This is a genomic window from Hydrogenophaga sp., from assembly GCF_019635465.1.
GTDB lineage: Bacteria > Pseudomonadota > Gammaproteobacteria > Burkholderiales > Burkholderiaceae_C > Hydrogenophaga.
Genome location: NZ_JAHBZK010000006.1, coordinates 88,758 through 112,219 on the forward strand (window position 1 = coordinate 88,758; position 23,462 = coordinate 112,219).

Consider the following 23,462-nt stretch of genomic DNA (forward strand, 5'->3'; position numbering starts at 1 on the left):
GGCTCAGTGGTGCGCAGGGGGTTCGATGTCGGCCAGTTCACCGGCCAGCGCAGACATCGCCAGGCGAAAGCGCGCAGCCGGTTCGCCATGGTGGCCCGGCAACGTGGCCAGCATGGACGCCGCGGTCGACAGTGCGTCGGCGTCGTAGGCGCTGACGAGGGCCACACAGGCCGGCGCGCCGTCGCCGCCGCGAATGCGTTGCTCGGTGGTGGTGGGAATGGCTGGTGGTGCGTGCCGCAGCAGGTGCACGCCCGCCAGGCCGGGCGCACCGGCGTGCGTGCGCGCCCATGCGCGCCAGAGCGCGATGCCGGTGTCATCGAGCGCGGCCAGGCGCAGCGTGAGCAAGTGCCCAGCGACGAAAGCGCCCACGCTGGCCAGCACCTCGCATTGCGCGCGCTGCATGTGGCGGTGGTGCGGCATCATGGCCGTCGACCAGGGCGTGGGCGCATTCAGCCTCGCCTGGTAGGCGGGCGATCCCAGGTCGGCGGGCTCGGCGATCTCGTAGCAGGTAAACACGCCTTCGCCGCCATCGGCGGCCAGCCAGCGCGAGGCGCGGCGAAAGCCCGGCAGCGCCAGCCGCTCGGGAAAGTGTTCGTGGCTGTGCCAGTGGCCGAACTCGGCCAGGCGCTCGGGCGCCATGTCCCACCACATGGCCAGTGCGGCCTGTCCCAGCATCGCCATGTCGTTACCCCGAATAGCCCGCCAGCCGCGGGATGAACAGCACGAAGTCGGGCCAGAAGGTCACGATCGCCAGCGCCACCAGCATCACGCCCAGGAAGGGCAGCGTCTCGCGCACCAGCGCCATCAGGCTGACCTCGGCGATCTTCGTCATCATGAACAGCAGCAGGCCGTAGGGCGGCGTGACCAGGCCGATCATGATGTTGAGCACTGCCACCACGCCGAAGTGCACCGGGTCGACGCCCAGCGCGGTGGCGGTGGGCAGCAGCACCGGCAGGATGACCAGGATGATGGTCGAGCCCTCAAGAAAGGCACCCAGCACCAGCAGCAACACGTTGGCCAGCAGCAGGAAGCCGGTGGGCGACAGGTCCAGGCCGCGCAGCATCTGGCTCAGCGTGGCGGGGATGTTCTCGGACGTGATGACGTAGTTGAAGACCAGCGCGCCCGCGATCAGCATGCCGATGGAGATGCTGGTGCGCGTGCTGCTCAGCAGCGCGTCGTACACCTCGCGCCAGCGCAGGCTGCGGTACAGCAGGGCCGACACCAGCAGGGCGTAGGCAGCGGCCACGCCGGCCGCTTCGGTAGGCGTGGTGATGCCGCTGTACAGGCAGCCCAGCAGCAACACCGGCATGAGCAGCGCTGGCAGGGCTTCGCGCGTGATGCGCGGCATCTCGCGCAGCGGCACCGCAGGCTCCAGCGGAAAGTTGTGCCGCCTGGCCTGCACGTAGATCAGGGTCATCTGCACCGCACCCAGCAGCAGGCCGGGCAGCACGCCGGCCAGGAACAGATGGCCGATCGAGGCGCCCGAGACCAGCGCGTACAGCACCAGCGGAATCGACGGCGGCAGGATGGGGCCGATGACCGCCGACACGGCGGTGAGCGCACCGGCAAACGCCTTGGTGTAGCGGCCGTCGCGCGTCATCAGCGCCTGCATCAGCTTGCCCGAGCCGGCGGCGTCGGCCAGGGCCGAGCCAGACATGCTGGCGAACACGATGCTTTGCAGCACGTTGACCTGCGCCAGCCCCCCGGGAAAGCGCCCCACCAGTGCATTGCACCAGCGCAGCAGGCGATCGAGCACGCTGCCCGAGCTCATGAAGCTGGCGGCCAGCACAAACAGCGGAATGGCCAGCAGCAGGTAGCCCGAGTAGGTGCTGTTGAGCAACTGCTCGGCCGCGCTGCCCATGTCCATGCCCTTGAGCCACAGGTACAGGATGGAGCCGCCGATCATGGCCTGGCCCACGGGCACGCCCAGCACGCTCAGGGCCACGATGGCGGCCAGCGCCCAGGCGAACGGTGTCGAGAAGCTCACGGTTGTTCGGTGATGTCGGTGGTTCGGGCGGGCATGAACAGGCGCGCGACCTGCCAGGCGTGGCGGGCGATCACCGCCACCGCAAACAGCAGATAGATCGAGAACAGCCAGTCAAACCGGATGTGCAGGTAAGAGGTCTTCTCCACCTTCATGAACGTGACGTAGTCCCAGGTGGCGGGCAAGGCCATGCCGAACAACACCACCATGGCGATGGAACCGATGGCGCCCAGCACGCGTTGCCCGCGCGGGCCGACCGCAGTGACCAGCAGGTCGATGCGGATCTCTTCGTGATCGCGCAGCACGAAGGCCGAGCCCCACAGCACCAGCCAGAGCCAGGCCGCCAGCGAGAGCTCGGCGGTCCAGCCCACGGGCCAGTTCAGCAGATAGCGCAGCGCGATCTGCACCAGAAAGGCGAGGAAGATGACCGCGAGCAAGCCCGCGGCCACCGCCTCCGCCCAGCGACGCAATGCCGCCACCATGTTCAGGTCATCGCGTTGATCTTGTCGAGCATGCCGCTCGGCCAGTCCTTGGCGGCGTCGGAGCCCAGGTAGACCTTCTGCGCGAAGGCGCGGAAGGCCTTGGTGTCGGGCACATAGACGTCCAGGCCCTGGCGGCGGAAGTTCTCGGCCAGGTCCGCTTCGCGCTTCTGGTGCTCGGCCGTGCTCCAGGCAATGGCCTTGTCGGCCGCGGCCTGGAAGGCGCGCTGCTTGTCGGCCGACATGGCCTGCCAGGTCTTGAGGTTGAGCGTGAGCAGGTCAAAACCGACCAGGTGCGAGGTCAGCACGATCTGCGACATCACCTCGTAGAACTTCATGTTCTGTACGTTCGGCAGCGGGTTGTCCTGGCCGTCGACGGTGCCGGTCTGCAGGCCGGTGTAGGTCTCGGCGTAGGCCAGCGGCGTCGGGTTGGCGCCCAGCGAGCGACCCAGCAGTTGCCAGGCGTCGCCGGGTGGCATGCGCAGCTTCACGCCGGCCAGGTCGGCCGGGGTGTTGATCTTCTTCTTGATGCGCAGGCCGACGTGGCGGGTGCCGAAGAAGGTCGGGCCCAGGATCTTCACCTTGAGCTGGTCCTCCACCATCTTCTTCATCTGAGCGCCGGCGTCGCTGGCGAAGAAGGCGTTGAGGTGGTTGGCGTCGCGGAACAGGTAGGCCGAGGTCAGCAGCGACCACGCCGGCACCTGCTTGGAGATGTCCTGCGGCGAGATGTTGCCCATCTCCAGGTTGTCGCGCTGCAGGGCGACCAGCTCGGTGCCCTGGCGGAACAGCGTGGAGTTGAGGAACAGGTCGATTTTGTGGTCCGGCGCCACGTCGGCGGCGAGCTTTTTCATCATCTCGGCGCGGATGTCGGTGTCGGCAAACACGGCGGCAAAGCGCAGCGTGGTCTGGGCCCGCGCCAGGCCGGGCATCAGCGCAGCGGCGGCCAGGCCGGCACCGGCGCACAGGGCGCCGCGTCGATTGAGTTCAGCGGTCATGGTGTTGTCTCCGTGGTGGTTGTGGTGAGGAAAGCGGGGGCAGGTGGGTCAGACGGTGGCGGCTTCGCGCAGGCGTGCGGCCACCGCGTGCAGCGCCAGTTCGTAGCCCTGTGGGCCGAGGCCGCAGATCACGCCGGTGGAAGCGTGCGCGGTCAGCGACTGCTGGTAGGGCGCTTCCCGGCGGTGGATGTTGGTGATGTGCACCTCGATCACCGGCAGGTCCACCGTCTTGAGCGCGTCCAGCAGCGGAATGGAGCGAAACGACAGCCCGGCCGGGTTGATCACCACGGCGGCGCCGGCCGCTCGGGCTTCCTGCACCCAGTCGACCAGCACGCCTTCGTGGTTGGACTGGCGGAACACGCAGCGCAGGCCGAGCTCGGCGGCCAGGGTCTGGCAGCGTTGCTCGACCTGGGCCAGCGTGGTGTGCCCGTAGAGGTGGGGTTCGCGTGTGCCCAGCAGGTTGAGGTTGGGCCCGTTGAGGATGTGGACGGTGGCGGTCATGGGGGTGTGCGTGTCGCGGCGGCGGCTTGGCCGGTGGGGGCGCGTGGCCTACAGTCGTCTCCTGTTTCGTGTCGTCCGGGCGCGGAACCCGGTGTGTGTGGGCGGATTCTTGGTCTGCCTCAGGAAACACTTTCCGGACTGGAAACGTATTCCGTTATTTGAAATTCACCCATGAACCTGGCGCTCGACCGCGGGCTTTCCTTGCTGGAACTGCTGGCCCGCCACCCGGACGGTCTGCCCCTGGCGCTGATGGCCGAAGAGCTGGACATCCCGCTCAGCGCCTGCCACCGCCTGCTGACCGATCTGCAGCTGCGTGGCTACGTGCGGCAAAAGCGCAAGCAGGGCGACTACCAACTCACCACCAAGGTGGTCTCGCTCGGCCTGGGCTACCTCAGCCACGCGGGCATCGTCGACATCGCCGAGCCCCTGCTGGAGCGGCTGGCGCAGAAGTCCGGCGAGCTGGTGCGCCTGTCCATCGTCGACGACGAGCGTTTGACCTGGGTGGCCAAGGCGCAGGGCACCCGCCAGGGCCTGCGCTACGACCCCGACATGGGCATGGACGCGCGGCTGTCGTGCACTGCGTCGGGCCACGCCTGGCTGCTCACACTCAGCGACGAGCGCGCGCTGGCCCTGGTGGCGCACCAGGGTTTCGGCACACCCAAGGAATACGGCCCCAAGGCACCTACCACCATCAAGGCCCTGCTGGGGTACCTGCACGCGGCGCGCGTGCGGGGCTACGCCGTGATCGACGAGGTGTTTGCCCCCGGCATGAGCGCGATCGCCGTGCCGGTGATGCGTCGCCAGGAGGCCATCGGCGTCATCAGCATTGCGGGTCCACGCCAGCGCCTCACGGCCGAACGCATGCAGACCTTGGCCCCGGCCATGCTGGACGCCGCCGCCGAGCTGGGACCCATGAGCAACGCCTCCGCCCTGTTCGGCAGGCCGCCGCTGGGCAAGGGCTGACGCGGCGACACAACGTCCAATGCCCCGATGGTGGGTGGGGTGACGTCATCGGCGTAGCATGCCGAATATGACAGTTTGGTTACAGAACGCCCTGGGCCTGTCGCCCGCCAACCTGAGCCTGTACCTTGAGGTGGCGCTGCACATGGGCAGCGCCTTGCTGGCCGGTGGCGTCATCGGACTGGAGCGCAGCTTTCATGGGCGGCCGGCCGGCTTTCGCACCCACACCCTGGTTTGCCTGGCGTCGAGCGTGCTGATGCTGGTGACGCTGTACCAGAGCTACTGGTTCGCCCGCGGCTCCACGGGTGTGGTGACCATGGACCCGACGCGCATGGCGCAGGGCATCATGACCGGCATCGGCTTTCTGGGCGCCGGCGTCATCTTCAAGGAAGGCCTCACGGTGCGCGGGCTGACGACGGCCGCCTCCATCTGGATCACCGCCGCCATCGGCGTGCTCATGGGCATCGGCTTTTATTCGGCCGGCGTGATGGCCACGCTGGCGGCGCTGGGCGTGCTGGCGCTGTTCCGGCGCATCGAGCTGCGCATGCCGACCCACCTGTTCGCCCAGCACATCGTGCGCTTCAAGCGCGACGAGGTGCTGAGCGAAGAGCATCTGCGCGAGCTGCTGCGCGAGCACGGCTTCAGCATCGCCAACCTGAGCTACCGGCTTGAAGACGGCGACACCTTCGAGTACCGCATGATGCTGCGCACCACCGCGGCCGCCAATCTGGCCAAACTGGCCCGCTCGCTCAGCGCCTTGCCCGCGGTGCGCGAGTTCCGCCTGTCGCCCACGGGCGATTGAGGCGCCCGCGTCTCAGAAGCCTTCAAGCACCAGCTTGCCGCGCGCGCGGCCGCTTTCGATCTGCGCGTGGGCGCGCCGCAGGTTCTCGGCCGAGATGCGGCCGAAGTGCTCGGCCAGGGTCGACTTCAGGGTGCCGTCGTCCATCAGCGCGGCCACCCGCTGCAGCAGCTCGTGCTGGCGCACCATGTCGTCGGTCTCGAACAGCGCCCGGGTGAACATCAGCTCCCAGTGCAGCGAGACCGACTTGCGTTTGAGCGGCACCGCGTCCAGCTGCGCGGGGTCGTCGATCAGCGCAATGCTGCCCTGTGGCGCGATGGCCTGCACCAGCTGCGCATAGTGTTGATCGGTGTGCGTCAGGCTGGCCACGTGGTCGACCATGGGCACGCCGATGGCCTGCAGCCCGTCGGTGAGTGGCTGGCTGTGGTCGATCACGTCGTGTGCGCCCAGTTCGAGCAGCCATTGCCGGGTCTCGGGGCGTGACGCGGTGGCAATGACACGCAGGCGCGTCAGTTGCCTGGCCAGCTGCGTCAGCATGGAGCCCACGCCGCCGGCGGCGCCGACGATGAGCAGCGTGCGACCCTCGCCGCCCTGTTCGGGAATGCGCAACCGGTCAAAGAGCAGCTCCCAGGCGGTGATCGAGGTCAGCGGCAGCGCGGCCGACTCGGCGTCGCTGAGGGTGCGTGGCTTGAGCGCGGCAATGCGCTCGTCGACCAGGCCGTACTCGGCGTAGGCGCCCGGGCGGGCAATGGAGCCGGCGTAATAGACCCGATCGCCCGGCTTGAACAGGCTGACCTCTGGCCCCACGGCCTCGACGGTGCCGACCGCGTCCCAGCCGGGCACGCGCGGGCCGTCGGTGGCCACAAAGCGGCGCACCTTGGTGTCCACCGGGTTGACGGCGATGGCCTGCACGCGCACCAGCAGGTCGCGTGGGCCGGGGGTGGGCGTGGGCAGCACGATCTCGTGCAGGGACCGGGGGTCGTCGATGGGCAGGCCGTGCTGGGTGTAGACGATGGCGCGCAAGGTGGTTCCGATCGGAAGTTGAAGTGAATGGACCGGACTTTGCCGCCTTGCGGTTTCCAAATAAAGGTGTTGAAAATCGGTTCTCTTTCAAACAGGAATTGAAAATGCCCACCCTGGCCGATCTGCAGTTTCTGGTGCGCGCGGGGCGCGCCGCCAGCCTGTCCGAGGCGGCACGTGCCACCGGCATGTCGCCCGCCGCCGGCAGTGCCCTGGTCAAGCGGCTGGAGGCCGAGCTGGGGCTTCGGCTGTTTGTGCGCTCGACGCGCAGCCTGCGCCTCACGCCCGAGGGGCAGGCCTTTGTTCAGCAGTGCGAGCAGGGGCTGGAGATCATCGGGCGCGCCCATGAGAGCCTGCTGGCCGGGCGCGACGTGATCCGGGGCGTGCTGCGCCTGGCGCTGCCCTCCGACCTGGGGCGCAACCTGGTGTTGCCGTGGTTGCAGGCGTTTCGCGGGCAACACCCGCAGGTGGAGCTTCGATTGCAGCTGTCCGACCGGGTGGCCGGCGTCTACCGCGAACAGGTCGACGTGGCCCTGCGCTATGGCGAGCCTGGCGATTCGAGCCTGATCGCCCTGCCGGTGGCGCCCCACAACCGGCGTGTGTTGTGCGCGTCGCCCGCGTACCTGCGCCAGCACGGCACGCCCCGGCACCCGAACGATCTGGCGGACCACCACTGCCTGTGCTTTCAGCTCAGTGACCGGGTGCACGACCGCTGGCGTTTCACGCGCGGGCGAACCGAATTGGTGGTGACGGTGAAAGGCGGGTGGCAATGCGACGACGGCGATGCCGTGCGCCGACTGGCCGTGATGGGCGAGGGCATTGCGTACAAGTCGCGCATCGACGTGGCGCCCGATCTGGCCAGCGGTGCGCTGGTGCCCCTGTGCGAAGACTGGCAGGGCGAACTGGCGCCGCTGTACCTGGCCTGCCCCGACCGCAGCCAGCTGCGTCCGGCGGTGCGGCTGTTGCGCGATCTGCTGGTGCAGCGGGTGGCTGGGTTGACGGGCAGCGCTCAGTCCTGAGGCACAGGCAGGTTGCCCAGGTTCAGCCAGAAGATCGAACCTTCACCGGGTTCGCAGGTGGCCCGCACGCTACCACCGTGGCGCTGCACGATACGACTCACGATGGCCAGGCCCATCCCCAGGCCGGGAAGCGTGGGGTCGGTGTGTACCCGCTGAAAAGGCAGGAACATCTGCTGCGCCAGGGCCGGGTCGAAGCCCATGCCGTTGTCGCGTATGCGGTACGCGCCGGTGGCGGTGTCGTGGTCCACATGGATGGTGGGGTGCGCTGCGCCGCGAGAGAACTTGACCGCGTTGTCCAGCAAGTGCTGCATGGCCTGGCGCAACAAGGTCGGATCGCCATAAGCATCGGGCAGATCGTGGACGTGGCAGGTCACACCGGCATCGGGCAAGCCCAGCATGACCGCGGTTTCGTGCACCAGCGCCGCCATGTCGATGGTGCAGGGGTGCAGGTTGCAGCGCACCACCTGCGTCCACTCCAGCAGACCGGTGAGCATGTGGCCCATGCGAGCGGAGGCGCCCACGATGCGGTCGACGGCCTGCTGGCCGGCGGGGCTGAGCTGGTGGCGTTCGTGGTCGCGCACCAGCGCCGCAAAGCCGTTGATCGAGCGCAGTGGGGTGCGCAGGTCGTGGGCCATGGAGTAGGCCATGGCTTCGAGGTCGCGCAGTGTCTGCTCCAGGTCGGCCGTGCGCTCGGTCACACGCCGTTCAAGCGAGGCATTGAGGGCTTCGATCTCGGCCTGCGCCTCGCGCTGTTCGGTGGCGTCGGAGGTGAAGCCGTACCAGAGCACGCTGCCCGAGGGCTCGTGTACCGGAATCGCATCGACCTGGTGCCAGCGCTGCTGGCCGTCTGGCAGGCAGACCCGAAAGGAAAAGCGCCAGACCTGTCCCTCGTGCGCCGCGGCTTCGCGCAGGCTGGCCTGCAGCACTGGCAGGTCTTGCGGATGAACACGCGCAAACAGCGCCCGCGCGTCGTCGGTGCGTTCGTCGGGCCGCAGCTGCAGCATCTGGCGCGCGACCTCGCTGATGAAGACAAAGGTGGATCGGTTGTCCGGCGTCACACGCGCCAGGTACATGATGCCGGGCACGCGCGAGGCGATGCGCTGCAACAGGCTGTTCTGCTCCGCCAGCCGGGCGAGTGTCTGGGCTTCGGCCTCGGCGTCGACGATGTTGACCAGCAGCCATTCTTCACCCATGAGCGGGAGCACCGTGGAGTGAAATCGGGCGTGGCGCTGGCCGGGTTTGCCTTTTCGCAGCACGTGGATGCGCCCGGGCTCGGCCAGGCGGGCCAGAAAACTCTGGCGGTCCGCGTTGTCGTCCCAGACGCCGAGCTCGACGGTGGTGCGGCCCAGGGCGTCTTCGCGCGCAATGCCCAGCATGTCGCACCAGCCGTCGCTGACCGCCAGCAGCCGACCGTCGGCGCGTCGCGTCACCGCCAGCGCACCCGGCATGGCGTTGAAGAAGGCGAGCCAGTGGGCGGCGTCGATGGTGGGGCGTGCGGTGGAATCCATGTCGGGTTTGCGGACAGGGTATGCACAGTGCGTGCCCGAGCGTAGGGGCGGGGCCGGTTTGTGTCACCCACGCTTTGCCCGGTTGACACGGCGTCATGGGGTTGTCGCACGCCCACCATAGGCTTGGCGGCGCATGGTCATCGCGGAGTCGCCCTTGCGTCACATCGATCTCGTCTATTTCAATGCCGGTGGCGGCCACCGGGCGTCGGCGCAGGCGCTGCAAAGCGTGCTGACAGAGCTCGATCTGCCCTGGTCGGTGCGGCTGGTCAACCTGTTCGAGGTGCTCGATCCCTGCGATCGCTTTCGCCGCCTGACCGGCCTGGCCCCCGAGGATTGGTACAACCGCCGACTGGCCCGGGGCTGGACGATGGGCATGGCGCAGGAGCTCAAGTTGCTGCAGGGCGCCATCCGCATGGCCCACCCGGCCCTGGTCGGTCGCCTGGACGCCCACTGGCGGCGCACGCGCCCCGACATGGTGGTTTCGCTGATCCCCAACTTCAACCGGGCCTTGTTCGACGGCCTGGCCCTGGCCCGCCCGGGTGCGCCGATGGTGACCATCCTCACCGACCTGGCCGACCATCCACCCCACTTCTGGATCGAGCGCGGCCAGGCCCAGCACTTCGTGTGCGGCAGCGAACGCGCGGTCATGCAGGCGCTGGCCAGCGGCCACGCGCCCCAGCGCGTGCACGCCACCAGCGGCATGATCCTGCGCCCGTCGTTCTACCTGCCACCCGTTGGCGACCGCGCCAGCGAGCGCCGCCGCCACGGCCTCGACCCGTCCCGCCCCACGGGGCTGGTGCTGTTCGGTGGGCACGGCTCCAAGGCCATGCTGACCATTGCCCGCCACCTGCCCGATGTGCAGCTCATCCTGCTGTGCGGCCACAACCAGGCGCTGGCGCGGCGGCTGCAGGCGCTGCCGGCCGGCGCCCCGCGGCACGTGGTCGGCTTCACGCCCGAGGTGCAGCGCTACATGGACATGGCCGACTTCTTCATCGGCAAGCCCGGCCCGGGCAGCATCAGCGAGGCGGTGCGGCGGGGCCTGCCGGTGATCGTGGTGGACAACGCCTGGACCATGCCGCAGGAGCGCTACAACCCCCAGTGGGTAAACGAACACGGCGTGGGCGTGGTGCACCACAGCCACCGGACGGTGGACCGCGCGGTGCAGACGCTGCTGGCGGATCTGGACGGCTACCGTGCGCGCGCCCGCGCCATGCACAACCGGGCCCTGTTCGAGATACCGCAGATCCTGGCCCGGGTACTGGCCGCGCACACGCCGGTGTGCGAGCCCGCTGGCGCGGGCGCACCCGGCTGAGGCGGCCACCCGCCCGCCAACCGCGACCTTGCGCGCGCCCGGGTTGCCGGGGTAGCGCCCGCTGCACGTACATTGCGCCCTGAGCCACCCACGTCCCGGCTCAAGGAGCCCGAATGTCCCTGCGCGTGATGATGGTCGACGACAACGAGAGCGACCTGCTGTTCACCCGTGTCACGCTGCAGCGCTGCGGCGTGCCCTGCGAAGTGATCGAGTTCGAGCGCGCGCAGGACGCATTGGCGCACCTGGCCGCCGACCCGCGGCATGGCGTGCGCGTGGTCCTGCTGGACATCAACATGCCGGTGATGGACGGCTTTGCCTTCCTGGACGCTTTTGAAGCGCTGGCACCCGACTTGCGTGCGCAGACGGCGGTGATCATGCTGTCTTCGTCGTCCGACCCGGGTGACCGCGCGCGTGCCCAGACCTACGCCAGTGTGGCCGGCTACCTGACCAAACCACTGGACCGCGCCGAGGCGGCAAAGCTGCTCGAGCGCTTCGAGACGCAGTGAACGGACGGTCCCCGATCCGTCGCGCGCCCATGACCACTGGTCGAATTGGGCGGTTGAAGACCTTCTTCTCCGCGTTTGGCTGCCGATGTGGTCCGTTAGTGTTCGCCTGGGGTGGCGTGCTCGGTCGCGGGCCCCTGGAAAGTACCGGCCCGGGGCCGCGGTTGGTCAACCGACGCCCGCACCGGCACGTTGTCGTTGGCATGCTGGCCATCTGGCCGAAGGAAATCTGATTGGGCAAGGGTTGGGACTTGTCTCCCCGTCGTTGGGCCGCCGTGGTGTGGGGTCTGGGCCTGGTGCTCAGCGCTGCCGCCGCCGGCTGGGCGCACCTGGATCGCCAGGCGCGGGTGCAGGCACGCCTGCAAACCGACGCCAGCGAGGTCGTGGCCCACGTCGAAGAACGCCTTCGGCTCTATGAGTACGGTTTGCGTGGCGCCCGGGGTGCCATGGTGGTGGCCGGCAATGAAACCATGCGTCGGGCCGACTTTGAGACCTATTTCGGCTCGCGCGACCATGCGCGCGAATTCCCGGGCGCGCGGGGCTTCGGCGTCATCCGGCGGGTGCCGCCACAGGACCAGGCCGCGTTCGAGGCGGCCAGCCGTGCCGATGGCAAGCCCGACTTCCAGGTGCGCCAGCTGGCGCCCCACGACGGCGAGCGCTATGTCATTCAGTACATCTACCCGCTGGCCGACAACCCCGGCGCCACCGGGCTGGACATCGCGTCCGAGTCCCGTCGGGCGCAGGCCGCGCAGGCGGCAGCGCGCGACAACGCCGCGCGCCTGACGGCGCCCATCACGCTGGTGCAGGCCAGCGGCCAGACACGCCGGGGCCTGTTGCTGTTGTTGCCGGTCTACCGCGGCGAGCCCGCTGCCGATGCGGACGCCCGCTGGCGCCAGACTGTTGGCTGGACCTACACGCCACTGGTGGTGGACGAAGTGCTGGGCTCGCTCGGCCCACGGGCCAGGGAAATCGACATCGCCCTGTTCGACAGCGCCGATGCGCAGCCGTTTTTTGAGCGGCGCGGCGATGAGAACCAGTTGCTGGACTTCGAGCACCGGGTGACCCTGGCCATCCATGGCCGCGAATGGACCCTGCGCACGCGCCCCACCGAGGCCATGCTTGACGCCGTTGGCGGCCTGTCGCCCTGGCTGGTGTTTGCCTATGGGGCCTTGCTGGCCACTGCCGTGGCCCTGGCCCTGGTGCAGTGGCGGGGGCAGAACGCATCTTCCAGCGGATCGAGAGACACCCGCCTGAGCGGATTGCCGGGCCCGACCCAGCGCCTGTCCGTGGCGCCACTGGCCTTTTTGCGCAGCGTGGCGTTTCGCCGTAGCCTGATCCTGGGTCTGGGGCTGCTGGTGCCCTGGTTGTTGGTGGGCTACCAGTTCGAGCTCGATCACGAAATGCAGCGCCACCAGCGTGCGCTGGACGACACGGCGCGCAGCTTCTCCGAGGCCGCGCAGGCGCAACTGGCGTTTCGCCGCAAATCCCTGCACTTTCTGGCCAGTACGCCCCCGGTCGGCGGCATGCTGCGCGCACTCGGCAATGGCGGCGTCGACCCGCAGGACACGTCGACCTATGCGCAATGGGAGACGCGCATGGTGGCCTTGTTCGAGGGCTATCTCGACGCCACACCCGACGTGGTGGAAGCCAGCTTCGTCGGTCTGGAAGACGACGGCCACGAACTGGTGCGCGTGCGACGCGACGACTCAGGCCTGCACGTGGCCACGCCGCAGCAACTGCTGCAGCGCGGTGCACTGGGCGATCTGCGCGATGCAGCGCGACTGGGCCCGGGCTCGGTCTACGTGGGTGACATGACCCTGCTGCGCGAGGACGGCCGCCTGGTGCAACCGTATCGGCCCATCGGCCGCTACGCCACGCCCGTCTTCGATGCCAACGGCAAGGCCGTGGCGGCCGTGCTCGTATACGTCGATCGCAACCGCGCGGTGCGCCAGTTCCCGATCAAGGCGCCGAGCGGGGCGTCCGTGGTGGTGACCAGCGCCGCGGGCGACTACCTGATCCACCCGGACCACGCGCGCGAGTTCGGCCTCGAGCGCGGTCAGCCCAGGCGCTGGCAGGACGATCACGAGCGCCTGGACCCATTGGGCACCGGCGCTTCGCCACGCTGGCGAAACGACAGCGGCGTGCAGCTCGTGGGGCTGTCCGAAGTCCGCGCCAACCCCGACACACCCGTGGGCACCCTGCGCTTTCAGGTGGTGCTGCCCGAAGCGCAGGTGCGCTCGGCGGCCTTCGCCGCCATGCGCGCGCGATTGCCGGCGGCCGTGGCCGCGTTTCTGGGCGGCTTGCTGGTCATCTATCTGTATTGGGTGGGGTTGCGTCGCCGAGAGGACGTGCAGCGCCAGCGCCTTCGCCTGGCCGCCATCGTGGAGCAGACCAGCGACGCCATCATTGGTCTGGACGCCCGCGGCGTCATCACCTCGTGGAACCGCGGTGCGCAAGTGCTGTTTGGCTACGACGCGATCGAGGCCGTCGGGCAGACGCTGGAAGCCCTGGTGGTGCCCGATGACGACGACGGCGCGCAGGTGCAGGTGGACGCCGGCGACGGCGCGGGAGACACCCCGCACATGGAGCGCTGGCTGGTGACCAAATCCGGGCGCCGGGTCGAGGTGGCGATCACGCTCTCTCCCATCCTGACACCCGATGGCGACCCCGCCGGTGCCGCCGCCATCGTGCGCGACATCACCGACGAGCGCGCCGCGCAGCGCGAGGTGATCGAGCTCAACACCAGCCTGGAGAACCAGGTGCGCGAGCGCACCGCCAGCCTGGTCGACGAACGCCAGCGCCTCGAAAGCATCCTGCGCGGGACCAACGCCGGCACCTGGGAATGGAACGTGCAGACCGGCGAACGACGCTACAACGCACGCTGGGCGGCCATGCTGGGCCGCACCCTGGCCGAGGTGGAGGCGCTGGTGCCCAATGCATGGGTGGCCCTGGTCCACCCCGAAGACGAAGAGCGCTCGGTGCGCGAGCTGCAGCGTCACTTCAGCGGCGAACTCGATCAGTACGAGTGCGAGCTGCGCATGCGCCACGCGGACGGCCATTGGGTGTGGGTGCTCGACCGTGGCCGCGTCAACCGATGGACGGACGACGGTCAGCCGCAGTGGATGTACGGCACGCACCGCGACATCACCGCCGCCAAGGAATCGCAACAACGCCTGGCCGCCAGCGAGGCGCTGCTCAACCGCACCGGGCGGGTGGCGGGCGTGGGTGGCTGGCAGTTCGACATCAAGGCCTGGACGGTGGCCTGGACGCCGCAGATGTTTGCGCTGCACGAGCTGAACCCGGACACGCCGATCGACCCCGCCATGCCGCTGGATTTCTATGTGGGCGACGCGCGCAAAGAGGTGATGGCGGCCTTGCGTCGCGCGCGCAAGGACGGTGAGGCCTTCGACTTCGAGGTGCCGTTCGAGACCGCCAAAGGCCGACTTCGCCGCGTGCGCCTGGTGGGCGAGCCCATCTACGACGAGACCATGACCATCACCCAGATCGTGGGTGCGCTGCAGGACGTGACCGAGCAGCACATGATGGAAGCCGAGCTGCTGCGCATCAACGAGTTGCAGCACAGCATCCTCGAGAACATGCCCTGCGCCATCAGCGCCTTTGACGCGGACCTCAAGCTGGTGGCCTGGAACAGCCACTTCATCCGCCTGCTGGGGTTGGACGAACTGTTCGCGCGCGGTGTGCCGACCTTCGAAGACATCCTGCGCTTCAACGCCATGCGCGGCGAGTATGGCGACCATGGCGATGTCGAAACCGTGCTGCAGCAGATGATCGAGCGGGCGCGCCACCCGGTGCCGCACCGCTTCGAGCGCGTGCGACCCGATGGCATGCCGCTGGAGGTGCGTGGCACACCCATGCCGGGCGGTGGCTTCGTCACCACTTACATGGACATGACCGAGCGCAAGCGCGCCGAGCAGAGTGTGGCGCGCAGCGAAGCCCTGCTGCGCGGCGCCATCGACACTGTGGACGAGGCCTTCGTGATCTTCGACCCCGAAGACCGGCTGCTGCTGTGCAACGAAAAATACAAGGCGCTCTACGCCGGCGTGATCGATCTGCTGGTGCCGGGCACACCGTTCGAAACCATCATTCGCGCCAGTGCCGAACGCGGCCAGAACGTCGATGCGATCGACAACGTCGACCCCTGGGTGAACCAGCGCATGGCGTTGCACCGTTCGGGCAACAGCGCCATCGTGCAGCGCCTGTCCAGCGGGCGCATCGTGCGCGTGATCGAGAACCGCATGGCCGATGGCCACACGGTTGGCTTCCGCATCGACATCACCGACCTGGTGCAGGCCACCGAGGCGGCCGAAGCCGCGTCGCAGGCCAAGGGCGAGTTCCTGGCCAACATGAGCCACGAGATCCGCACGCCGCTGCACGCCATCATCGGCCTGTCGCACCTGCTGGCGGATACGCCTCTGACCGGGCGCCAGCAGCAGTTGCTGGCCAAGTCGCAGATGGCCAGCCAGTCGCTGCTGGGCATCGTCAACGACGTGCTCGACATGGCCAAGATCGAGGCCGGCGCACTCACACTGGAGCGCGCGCCGTTCAGCCCGGCCGAACTGCTGGGCGAGCTTGATGCGGTGTTTCGCCAGCAGGCCGAAGAAAAGGGCCTGCAGCTCACGGTGCGTGCCGACGGCGCCCTGCCGGCGCAGGTACGGGGTGATGCCCTGCGCTTGCGCCAGATCCTCACCAACCTGCTGGGCAACGCGATCAAGTTCACAGGCCAGGGCGCCGTGGACGTGCGCTTGCGTGCGGTGGAGGTGTCGCCCCAACTGGTGCGCCTGCGTGGCGAGGTCAGCGACAGCGGCGAAGGCATTCCCCCCGAGGTGCAGGCGCGCCTGTTCCAGCCGTTCTCGCAGGCCGACGCGTCCACCTCGCGCCGCCACGGCGGCTCCGGGCTGGGTCTGTCCATCGTGCGCCGCCTGGTCGACATGATGCAGGGCGACATCGGGGTCGACAGCACGGTGGGCGAAGGCAGCAACTTCTGGTTCGAGGTATCGCTGGAGCCGGCAGATGGCCTGGCCGCGACCGCCAACGAAGCGCTCGAGGTGCTGGTGGTCGACGACGTGCCGCAGGAGCGTCAGGTGCTGGTGGACATGGCCCGTGCGTTTGGCTGGCGCACCGAGTGCGTCGAGTCCGGCGAGGCCATGCTGGCCTGGGTGGAGCGCCGCGCGGCCTCGGGCCAGCGACTGCCCGACGCGATGCTGGTGGACTGGCAACTGCAGGACGCCAATGGCCAGGGCATGGACGGCTTGCAGGCGCTCGCCGCACTGGCCGATCGGCTCGGCGTGGCGCACCTGCCCGCCGCGCTCATGGTGTCGGCCAGCGAGCGCGAACGCGTGGCCCGCGAAGACCGCTTGCGCCTGGCCGACGACATCCTCACCAAGCCGGTCAACGCCTCGGTGCTGTTCAACGCGGTGAACCAGGGCGTGGTGGCGCGCCACGGACACAGTGGGCGCGTGCTGCAGGCACAGCGCCTGCCCAGCGCAGCGTCGGGGCCGAGGTTGAACGGGGTGCGTGTGCTGGTGGTGGACGACAGCGACATCAACCAGGAAATCGCCATGCACATGCTGCAGCGCGAGGGTGCCCGGGTGTACCTCGCGGGCAACGGGCGCGAGGCACTGGCGGTGCTGCGCGACGACCCGCACGGCGTGGACCTGGTGTTCATGGACGTGCAGATGCCCGAGCTCGATGGTCTGCAGGCCACGCGTGCACTGCGCGAAGACCCTGCGCTCAAACACCTGCCGGTGATCGCGCTGACCGCGGGCGCCCTGGCCGAGGAGCGCCGCCGCGCCATCGAGGCCGGCATGGACCAGTTCCTCACCAAGCCGCTGGACCCGGAGCAGATGCTGCGCACGGCCGTCGAGCTGCTGCATCAGCACGGCATCGAGCCGCTGGCGGGCGGCGCGCAGTCCGCACCCACCCCGCAGGTCGAATGGCCGCAGATCGATGGCATCGATGCCCAGCAAAGTGAACGCCGACTGGGCAGTGACATCGCCTTGCTGCGCCGCAGCCTGCGGCGCGTGTTCGACGAGTTCACCGATCTGGGCGACCTGGCATTGCCCGATCCGCTGGACACGCCGCAGCGCCTGTCGCTCGCGGCGCGCGTGCACAAGCTGCGTGGCGCTGCCGGGTTGATCGCCGCCGACGGCCTGCACGCCGCCTGCGGGGCCACCGAAAACGGCTTGCGCGACGATTCGCCGCGTGCGGTGGTGGAGGCGCACTGGCTGACCATGCAAGGCGCCTTGCGTCGCCTCTGGCTGGCCGCCGCGGGCTGGCTGGCCCGCACCGAGGAAGCACCCGCCGCCCAGCCGGCACCCGATCAGCCCCCGGCGGACGACAGCTGCCTGCGCGAATTGCACGCCCTGTTGGACCAGCACGACCTGGAGGCGCTCAGCCGCTTCGAGACCCAGCGTGCCGCCCTGCAACAGCGCATCGGCGCCGAGCGCATGGCGCGCCTGGCGCAACGCGTGGATGAGCTTGACTTCGTTGGTGCGGCGGCGTTGTTGCAGACCGAACTCGATGGCGGGGCGCCATGACGGACGCCGACAACACCCCCAACATCCTGATCGTCGACGACGACCCCGGCATGGTGCAGGCCCTGGCCAAGGCCCTGCGCCCGCTGGGCCGCCTGCGCTTTGCCACCCAGGGCAGCGACGCTCTGCGCCTGATGGCCGAAAGCTGCCCGGACCTAGTGTTGCTCGACGCGCAGATGCCGGGGCTGTCGGGCTTTGACGTGCTCGACGCCATCAAGGCCGACCCCGCCACCGCCGACCTGCCGGTGATCATGGTCACCAGCCACGCCGAAGCCGACTTCGAGCAGGCCGGGCTGGAGAAGGGCGCCGCCGACTTCATCGCCAAGCCCATCCACCCGGCCATCGTGCAGGCCCGCGCGCGCACGCAGTTGCGCCTGAAGCTGGCCAACGATCAGCTCAAGCAGATGTCGGCCACCGACCGGCAGAACCTGGACCTGGCGCTGGGCGAGCTGCGTGAAAGCCACGAGCGGCTGCAGCGCACCGCCGATGAACTCCGCCTGGCCAACGACAGCCTGGTGCAGTTCGTGCGCATCGCCTCGCACGACCTGCGCGAGCCGCTCAACACCATCACGCAGTTCGTGGGCTTGCTGGACGAAGACCACGCCCGGCTGTTGCCGCCCGAGGCGAGGCAGTACCTGTTTCTGGTGTTGCGCGCCGGCGCGCGCATGCGCACCTTGCTCGACGACGTGGTGCGCTACGCGCGCATCCAGGCCGGCGAGACCGAAGACCCGGTGCCAGTGCCCCTCGACAGGGTGCTGGCGGAACTGCGCGACGCGCTGGCCGCGCGCATCGCGGCCACCGACGCCGACATCGTGGTGGAGCCGCTGCCCACGGTGATCGGCAACGAGAGCCTGCTGACGCTGATGTTCCAGAACCTGCTCACCAACGCGATGAAGTTCATCCCGCCTGGGCGCTCTCCGCGTGTCACGGTTCGGTCACAGGTGGCCGAGGGGCGGGTCGACATCCGCGTCTGCGACAACGGCATCGGCATCCCCCCTGAACTGCGCGACCGACTGTTCCAGCCCTTCCAACGGTTGCACCGCAAGAGCGAGTACGAAGGCACGGGCCTGGGACTGGCCCTGGCGCGCCAGATCGCCGAGTCGCACGGCGGAGACATTGCGGTGGAGGACGGCCCGGACGCGCAAGGGGCGTGCTTCGTGGTGAGCCTGCCACTGGGTGGCGTGAAAGACGCCTGAACCGGGTCACTTGCCCCGGTTGGACGCGACAGCCCACCCTGCCGTCGTCCAGAATCGCACCGATGACCGCGAACAAGCGCAAGAGGCAAGGAGACTGGCGCAGCGCCTGGCTGGTGGGCGCGCTCGCATGCCTGTTGGCGCTGGGCGGTTGCGACCGCACGCCAACGGCGCCGATGGCGGTGGGACTCAACGCCTGGGTCGGTTTCGACCCCCTGGTGCTGGCGCGCGACCGGCAACTGCTGGACGGTGACCTCGTCAAAGTGGTGGAGCTGCCCTCGGGCACCGAAGTCCAGCGCGCGCTGGAGAACGGCCTGCTCGACGCCGCCGCCATGACGCTGGATGAAACCATGCGCATGGTCGATGCGGGCCTGCCACTGCGCATCGTGGCCCTGCTGGACACCTCGCACGGTGCCGACATGATCGTGGCGCATCCCGCCATCAAGCGCCCCGAGGACTTGCGCGACCAGTTCGTGGCCGTGGAAGGCAGCTCGGTGGGCGCCCTGCTGCTGTACCGCATGTTGCAGACCACCCAGATGCCGCGCGGCGCCATCAAGGTCGTCAATCTCGACGTCAACACCCACCTGGCTGCCCTGCGCGACGGCAGTGTGGCGGCGGCCGTCACCTACGCGCCCTTGTCGGTGGCCATGATCGAAGCCGGCTATCGGCCAGTGTTCACCAGCCGCGACATCGCTGGCGAGATCGTCGATGTGCTGGTGGTTCGCCAGGACGTACTCAACACCCGCCCTGGCGCGGTCGACGCCCTGTTGCGTGGGTGGGGGGCCGGCGTAGACGCCCTGCGCACCGACCCGACCAGTGCAGGCGACGCGTTGTCGCGGGGTACCGGCATGCGTGCGCCCGCCTACCTGTCGGTGCTGGAGGGGTTGCAATTGCTTTCCCTGGCCGAAGGCATGCTGCGTCTGCAGACCCAGGACAAAGCCGTGTACGAGCGCTCGCAACGCGTGGGCAAGGCGCTCGAAGACATCGGCCTGGTGCGCCAGGCCCGGCCCTTGGCCGAACTGGTCGACCTGGCGCCCTTGCAGCGGGTGCTGGCCGACACGGTCCCGGGGGGCGTGTCGAAATGATCTGGCGCACCCGCCTCTGGGCGCCGCCGGGCCGTTGGCTGGCGCCCATGTTGCTGGCCCTGTTTGCCTTGCTGGCCACCGGCGTGAGCTACGTGGACGGACTGAGTCACGTGCAGGGCGAAGTCGAAGCGGCCGAACTGCGCCGGCTGCGCGAGCGACTGGCAGTGGAGCAAAGTCGGCTGTTGCTCTACAGCGAACCGAATGGGGTGCACATGGTGCGCGGCGTCGTCGGCGGCATGGGCCTGTACCAGGGCATGCAGGCGGCGTTCCTGTTGGCCGATGGCGATCGCATCGCGGCCTCGCTGGTGCGCGCCGACATCGATCGGCGCTTCCAAGAGGTGCTGGCCGAGCGCCCTGCGCTGGCGCCACTGGGCAGCATGCCCTCGGTGGCCTCGGCATCGCAGGCGATCCAGTTGTGGGTGGTGCCCGGTGGTCAGCAGATCACCGGCCGGGTGCCGTTTGCCAATGGGCGCGAGCTGCAGGTGCTGGTCGATCTGTCGCAGCCACTGGCCGAGCGCCGGCAGGTGCTGGTGCGCGAGGTGTTGCGCGAATCGCTGCTGCTGTTGCTGCTGGTGGTGCTGCTGGCGGTGGTGATGCACGTGATCTGGTTTCGCCGCGCGCGGCATCTGTCGGCGACACTGGCGGCACTGGGTGAAGGCCGGCTGGATCAGCGCAGTGGCCTGCGCGGGCGCGACGAGCTGGCGCACATCGGCGCCGAGGCCGATCGCATGGCGGAGCGGCTGCAGAAGCAGCAGCAACAACTGCAGCACCTGTATGCACTGGTCGACCGCTCGCCGGCGGTGGTGATCGAATGGGCCAACCGCCCTGGCTGGCCCATGACCTACCTCAGCCAGAACGTGTCGCAGTGGGGCTACACGGCCGAGCAACTGCTGGCGGGCGTGGTCGACTGGGACGACTTGGTGCACCCGGACGACCTGGTCCGCATGAACACCGAGATCGCCGCCCACTGGGCCGCGGGTCGCAACGAGTACCGTCAGGAATACCGCTTGCGCTGCGCGGATGGGCACTACGTGTGGATCGAAGACCGCACCTCGATCGCCCGCCGCAGCGATGGCGAGATCGACAGCATCAGCGGCATCCTGCTCGACGTGACGGCGCAGAAGCAGGCCGAGCTGTCGCTGCGCGAACAAAGCGAGGTGCAGCGTTTGTTCTACGAGCTGCCCTTCATCGGCATGGCGATCTCGTCGCCGCAGAGCAAACAGTGGCTGCAAGTGAACGACCGCCTGTGCGAGATCCTGGGCTACTCGCGCGAGCAACTGCTCAGCCGGCCCTGGACGGACATGACGCCTCAACCGGACCGCGACCAGAACCTGGACCTGCTGGCCGAAATGCTGGCCGGTCGCACCGACCACTACGCCATGGCCAAGCGCTTCGTGCGCGGGGACGGCCGCATCGTGCACACCGAGATCGACGTGCGCGCCGTGCGTCTGGCCGACGGCACCCTGCACCGCCTGTTTGCCACGGTGCAGGACGTGACCGAACGCCGGCGCGCCAGTGAGGCACTCAGCGAGCAGAAGGCCTTGCTCGAACAGGCCGAGGGCCTGGCCGGACTGGGCAGCTGGCGCTTCGACTCGAGCGATTCAGAGGTGTGGTGGTCGGCGCAGATGTTCCACAACATCGGACGCGACGCGGCCCTGGGGCCGCCACCCACGCTGGACGACTACATCGCCTGCCTGCACCCGGACGATCAGGCTGCCGTGCGGGCCTTCATGGTGTCGGCCGCTGCGGACGAGCAGGTGCTCCATGCCGAATTCCGCCGTCACCCCGAACTGGGTGCCGAGCGCTGGTTCCGCGCCAGCATGCAACGACGGCGCAACCCGGACGGCGGCTGGCGCTCGTCGGGAACACTGCTCGACATCACGCCGCTCAAGCAGGCGCAGTTCGAGCTTCAACGCACCAACGAAGAACTGGAGCGGCGCGTGAACGAGCGCACCGAGCAGCTCAGCGAGGCCAACCGCGAACTGGAGGCCTTCACCTACAGCGTGTCGCACGACCTGAAGGCACCGCTGCGCGGCATCGATGGCTACAGCCAGTTGCTGGAGGAGGAATACACGGGCGTGCTCGACGAGGAGGCCCAAGGCTTCATCCGCCGCATCCGCCGCGGCGTCCAGCAGATGGGCACCCTGATCAACGACTTGCTGACCTACTCGCGCATGGAGCGGCGCACCATGGAGCGCCAGCCGGTGGACCTGGCGGCCACGGTTCGACTGGTGCTGGAGGAATACGCCGCCGACATCGAGCGCACGCAGGCCCGACTGGACGTCGACGTGCCCGAGCTGTTCGTGGCGCTCGACAAGGAAGGCTTGACGGTGGTGTTGCGCAACCTGGTGGGCAATGCGCTCAAGTTCACCCGCCCGGGCGAGACGCCGCTGGTGCAGATTGGGCTGCGCCAAGACGACAAACACCACACTTTGTGGGTGCGCGATCACGGTGTGGGCTTCGATATGAAGTACCACGAGCGGATTTTCGGTATCTTCCAGCGTCTGCAACGCGCCGAAGACTTTCCAGGTACCGGCGTCGGGCTGGCGCTGGTGGCCAAGGCCATGCAGCGCATGGGTGGTCGGGTGTGGGCCGAGAGCCAGCCGGGCCAGGGCGCCACGTTCTTTCTGGAGTTCCCCGCATGAGCACGAGTCCCGCCGCCTTGCCGCCGATTCTGCTGGTCGAGGACAACCCCATGGACCTGGACCTCACGCTGCGCGCCTTCAGCAAACGCCGGCTCAGCAACCCGATCGAGGTGGCGCGCGACGGCGAAGAGGCGCTGGCCTGGTTGCCCCGGTGGGAAGCCGGCGAGACCATGCCGGCCGTGGTCCTGCTCGACATCAACCTGCCGCGAGTCTCCGGTCTGGAAGTGCTCAAGGCCTTCAAGGACCACGAACTGGCGCGCCGCATTCCGGTGGTGGTGCTCACATCGTCACGCGACGACCGCGACCTCAAGGCGGCCTACGATATCGGCGTCAACTCGTACATTGAAAAACCGGTGAGCTTCAACAAGTTCATCGAAGTCGCCGAACACATCGAGGTCTATTGGTGTGTGCTCAACGAGCGACCTCACTGACTGGAACCCTTCGCATGCACAAAATCCTGATTCCCCTGGACGGAACGCCGCAGGCCATGAGCGCCGTTCACCATGTCCTGACGCTGGTGGGTGCCGGCCTCAAGGCGCGCTGCGTGCTCATCAACGTGCAGGAGAGCGCCAGCCTCTACGAGGTGGTGACCGCGCACGACCCGGCGGTGCTGCAGCGCGTCGCCCAGGAGGCGGGCCGCGACCAGATCAAGCCGGCGCAACAGCTGCTCTCGGCCGCGGGCGTGCCGCACGAACACGAGGTGGTGCTCATGGGCGACGTGGCGCAGGCCTTGCGCGACGCCGCGGAGCGCCACGACGTGCAGTCCATTGTGATGGGGGCGGGCGCGTCTGGCCTCGCCAAACGCGTGCTGGGCTCGGTCACGCTCGACCTGGTGCAGTGGGCGCCGGTGCCGGTGACGGTCGTTCGCGAAGCGGACTGAGGGCAGTCCCTTTCAGGCGCGATTA

General features: G+C 68.7%; 18 protein-coding genes. 11 read left to right on the plus strand and 7 right to left on the minus strand.

What is annotated here, in order from left to right:
* Positions 1 to 3: 3 nt before the first annotated feature.
* The 5 genes from KF871_RS06955 to KF871_RS06975 are packed head-to-tail and all read right to left on the minus strand — an operon-like array spanning position 4 to position 3,959.
* A complete protein-coding gene (locus KF871_RS06955) occupies positions 4 to 681 on the minus strand; it encodes a hypothetical protein (RefSeq protein ID WP_291139993.1) in 678 nt (225 codons plus the stop codon).
* Between the two features lie 4 nt (positions 682 to 685).
* Complete coding sequence (locus KF871_RS06960) at positions 686 to 1,987, minus strand: TRAP transporter large permease (RefSeq protein WP_291139995.1); 1,302 nt, start codon at positions 1,985 to 1,987, stop codon at positions 686 to 688.
* On the minus strand, positions 1,984 to 2,466 hold the full coding sequence (locus tag KF871_RS06965) for a TRAP transporter small permease (protein WP_291139997.1): 483 nt from the start codon (positions 2,464 to 2,466) through the stop codon (positions 1,984 to 1,986). Before KF871_RS06965 ends, KF871_RS06960 begins: the two co-directional genes overlap by 4 nt.
* Before the next feature lie 2 nt (positions 2,467 to 2,468).
* A complete protein-coding gene (dctP, locus tag KF871_RS06970) occupies positions 2,469 to 3,458 on the minus strand; it encodes a TRAP transporter substrate-binding protein DctP (RefSeq protein WP_291139999.1) in 990 nt (329 codons plus the stop codon).
* A gap of 48 nt (positions 3,459 to 3,506) precedes the next feature.
* On the minus strand, positions 3,507 to 3,959 hold the full coding sequence (locus KF871_RS06975) for a type II 3-dehydroquinate dehydratase (protein ID WP_291140001.1): 453 nt from the start codon (positions 3,957 to 3,959) through the stop codon (positions 3,507 to 3,509).
* A 171-nt stretch (positions 3,960 to 4,130) separates the two neighbouring features.
* Here KF871_RS06975 and KF871_RS06980 point away from each other — a divergent pair, with 171 nt between their 5' ends.
* Together KF871_RS06980 and KF871_RS06985 are read left to right on the plus strand one after the other, a co-directional pair.
* The gene (locus tag KF871_RS06980) at positions 4,131 to 4,922 is read left to right on the plus strand and encodes an IclR family transcriptional regulator (protein WP_291140003.1); all 792 of its coding nucleotides are present in this window, start codon (positions 4,131 to 4,133) and stop codon (positions 4,920 to 4,922) included.
* 67 nt (positions 4,923 to 4,989) lie between these two features.
* The gene (locus tag KF871_RS06985) at positions 4,990 to 5,721 is read left to right on the plus strand and encodes an MgtC/SapB family protein (RefSeq protein WP_291140005.1); all 732 of its coding nucleotides are present in this window, start codon (positions 4,990 to 4,992) and stop codon (positions 5,719 to 5,721) included.
* A 12-nt stretch (positions 5,722 to 5,733) separates the two neighbouring features.
* Here the strand turns inward: KF871_RS06985 and KF871_RS06990 are convergent, their stop codons facing one another.
* A complete protein-coding gene (locus tag KF871_RS06990) occupies positions 5,734 to 6,741 on the minus strand; it encodes a zinc-binding alcohol dehydrogenase family protein (protein WP_291140007.1) in 1,008 nt (335 codons plus the stop codon).
* A gap of 104 nt (positions 6,742 to 6,845) precedes the next feature.
* Here KF871_RS06990 and KF871_RS06995 point away from each other — a divergent pair, with 104 nt between their 5' ends.
* Positions 6,846 to 7,757 (plus strand): LysR family transcriptional regulator, encoded by a 912-nt coding sequence (locus KF871_RS06995; RefSeq protein WP_291140009.1) that lies wholly within the window; start codon positions 6,846 to 6,848, stop codon positions 7,755 to 7,757.
* On the opposite strand, the gene KF871_RS07000 is transcribed toward KF871_RS06995, so the two are convergent.
* Positions 7,748 to 9,265, minus strand: a complete 1,518-nt coding sequence (locus KF871_RS07000; RefSeq protein ID WP_291140011.1) for an ATP-binding protein — start codon at positions 9,263 to 9,265, stop codon at positions 7,748 to 7,750. The two genes, KF871_RS06995 and KF871_RS07000, sit on opposite strands and share 10 nt — an antisense overlap.
* Positions 9,266 to 9,419: 154 nt before the next feature.
* Between KF871_RS07000 and KF871_RS07005 the strand changes: the two genes are divergently transcribed.
* The 8 genes from KF871_RS07005 to KF871_RS07040 all read left to right on the plus strand — a co-directional run bounded on the left by KF871_RS07005 (position 9,420) and on the right by KF871_RS07040 (position 23,437).
* Positions 9,420 to 10,577: a glycosyltransferase gene (locus tag KF871_RS07005; RefSeq protein ID WP_291140013.1), complete on the plus strand. Its 1,158-nt coding sequence runs from the start codon at positions 9,420 to 9,422 to the stop codon at positions 10,575 to 10,577.
* 113 nt (positions 10,578 to 10,690) lie between these two features.
* On the plus strand, positions 10,691 to 11,083 hold the full coding sequence (locus KF871_RS07010; protein ID WP_291140015.1) for a response regulator: 393 nt from the start codon (positions 10,691 to 10,693) through the stop codon (positions 11,081 to 11,083).
* A 248-nt stretch (positions 11,084 to 11,331) separates the two neighbouring features.
* Positions 11,332 to 17,637, plus strand: coding sequence for a PAS-domain containing protein (locus KF871_RS07015; protein WP_291140017.1), 6,306 nt, complete (start codon positions 11,332 to 11,334; stop codon positions 17,635 to 17,637).
* Positions 17,634 to 18,830 carry an ATP-binding protein gene (locus KF871_RS07020; RefSeq protein ID WP_291140019.1) on the plus strand — a complete coding sequence of 399 codons (1,197 nt, stop codon included), beginning with the start codon at positions 17,634 to 17,636 and terminating at the stop codon, positions 18,828 to 18,830. The genes KF871_RS07015 and KF871_RS07020 overlap by 4 nt, the downstream gene beginning before the upstream one ends.
* A gap of 62 nt (positions 18,831 to 18,892) precedes the next feature.
* The gene (locus KF871_RS07025) at positions 18,893 to 19,912 is read left to right on the plus strand and encodes an ABC transporter substrate-binding protein (protein WP_291140021.1); all 1,020 of its coding nucleotides are present in this window, start codon (positions 18,893 to 18,895) and stop codon (positions 19,910 to 19,912) included.
* Complete coding sequence (locus KF871_RS07030; protein ID WP_291140023.1) at positions 19,909 to 22,557, plus strand: PAS domain-containing protein; 2,649 nt, start codon at positions 19,909 to 19,911, stop codon at positions 22,555 to 22,557. Before KF871_RS07025 ends, KF871_RS07030 begins: the two co-directional genes overlap by 4 nt.
* On the plus strand, positions 22,554 to 22,988 hold the full coding sequence (locus KF871_RS07035; protein WP_291140025.1) for a response regulator: 435 nt from the start codon (positions 22,554 to 22,556) through the stop codon (positions 22,986 to 22,988). Before KF871_RS07030 ends, KF871_RS07035 begins: the two co-directional genes overlap by 4 nt.
* A gap of 14 nt (positions 22,989 to 23,002) precedes the next feature.
* Positions 23,003 to 23,437, plus strand: coding sequence for a universal stress protein (locus KF871_RS07040; protein ID WP_291140027.1), 435 nt, complete (start codon positions 23,003 to 23,005; stop codon positions 23,435 to 23,437).
* Positions 23,438 to 23,462 lie beyond the last annotated feature (25 nt).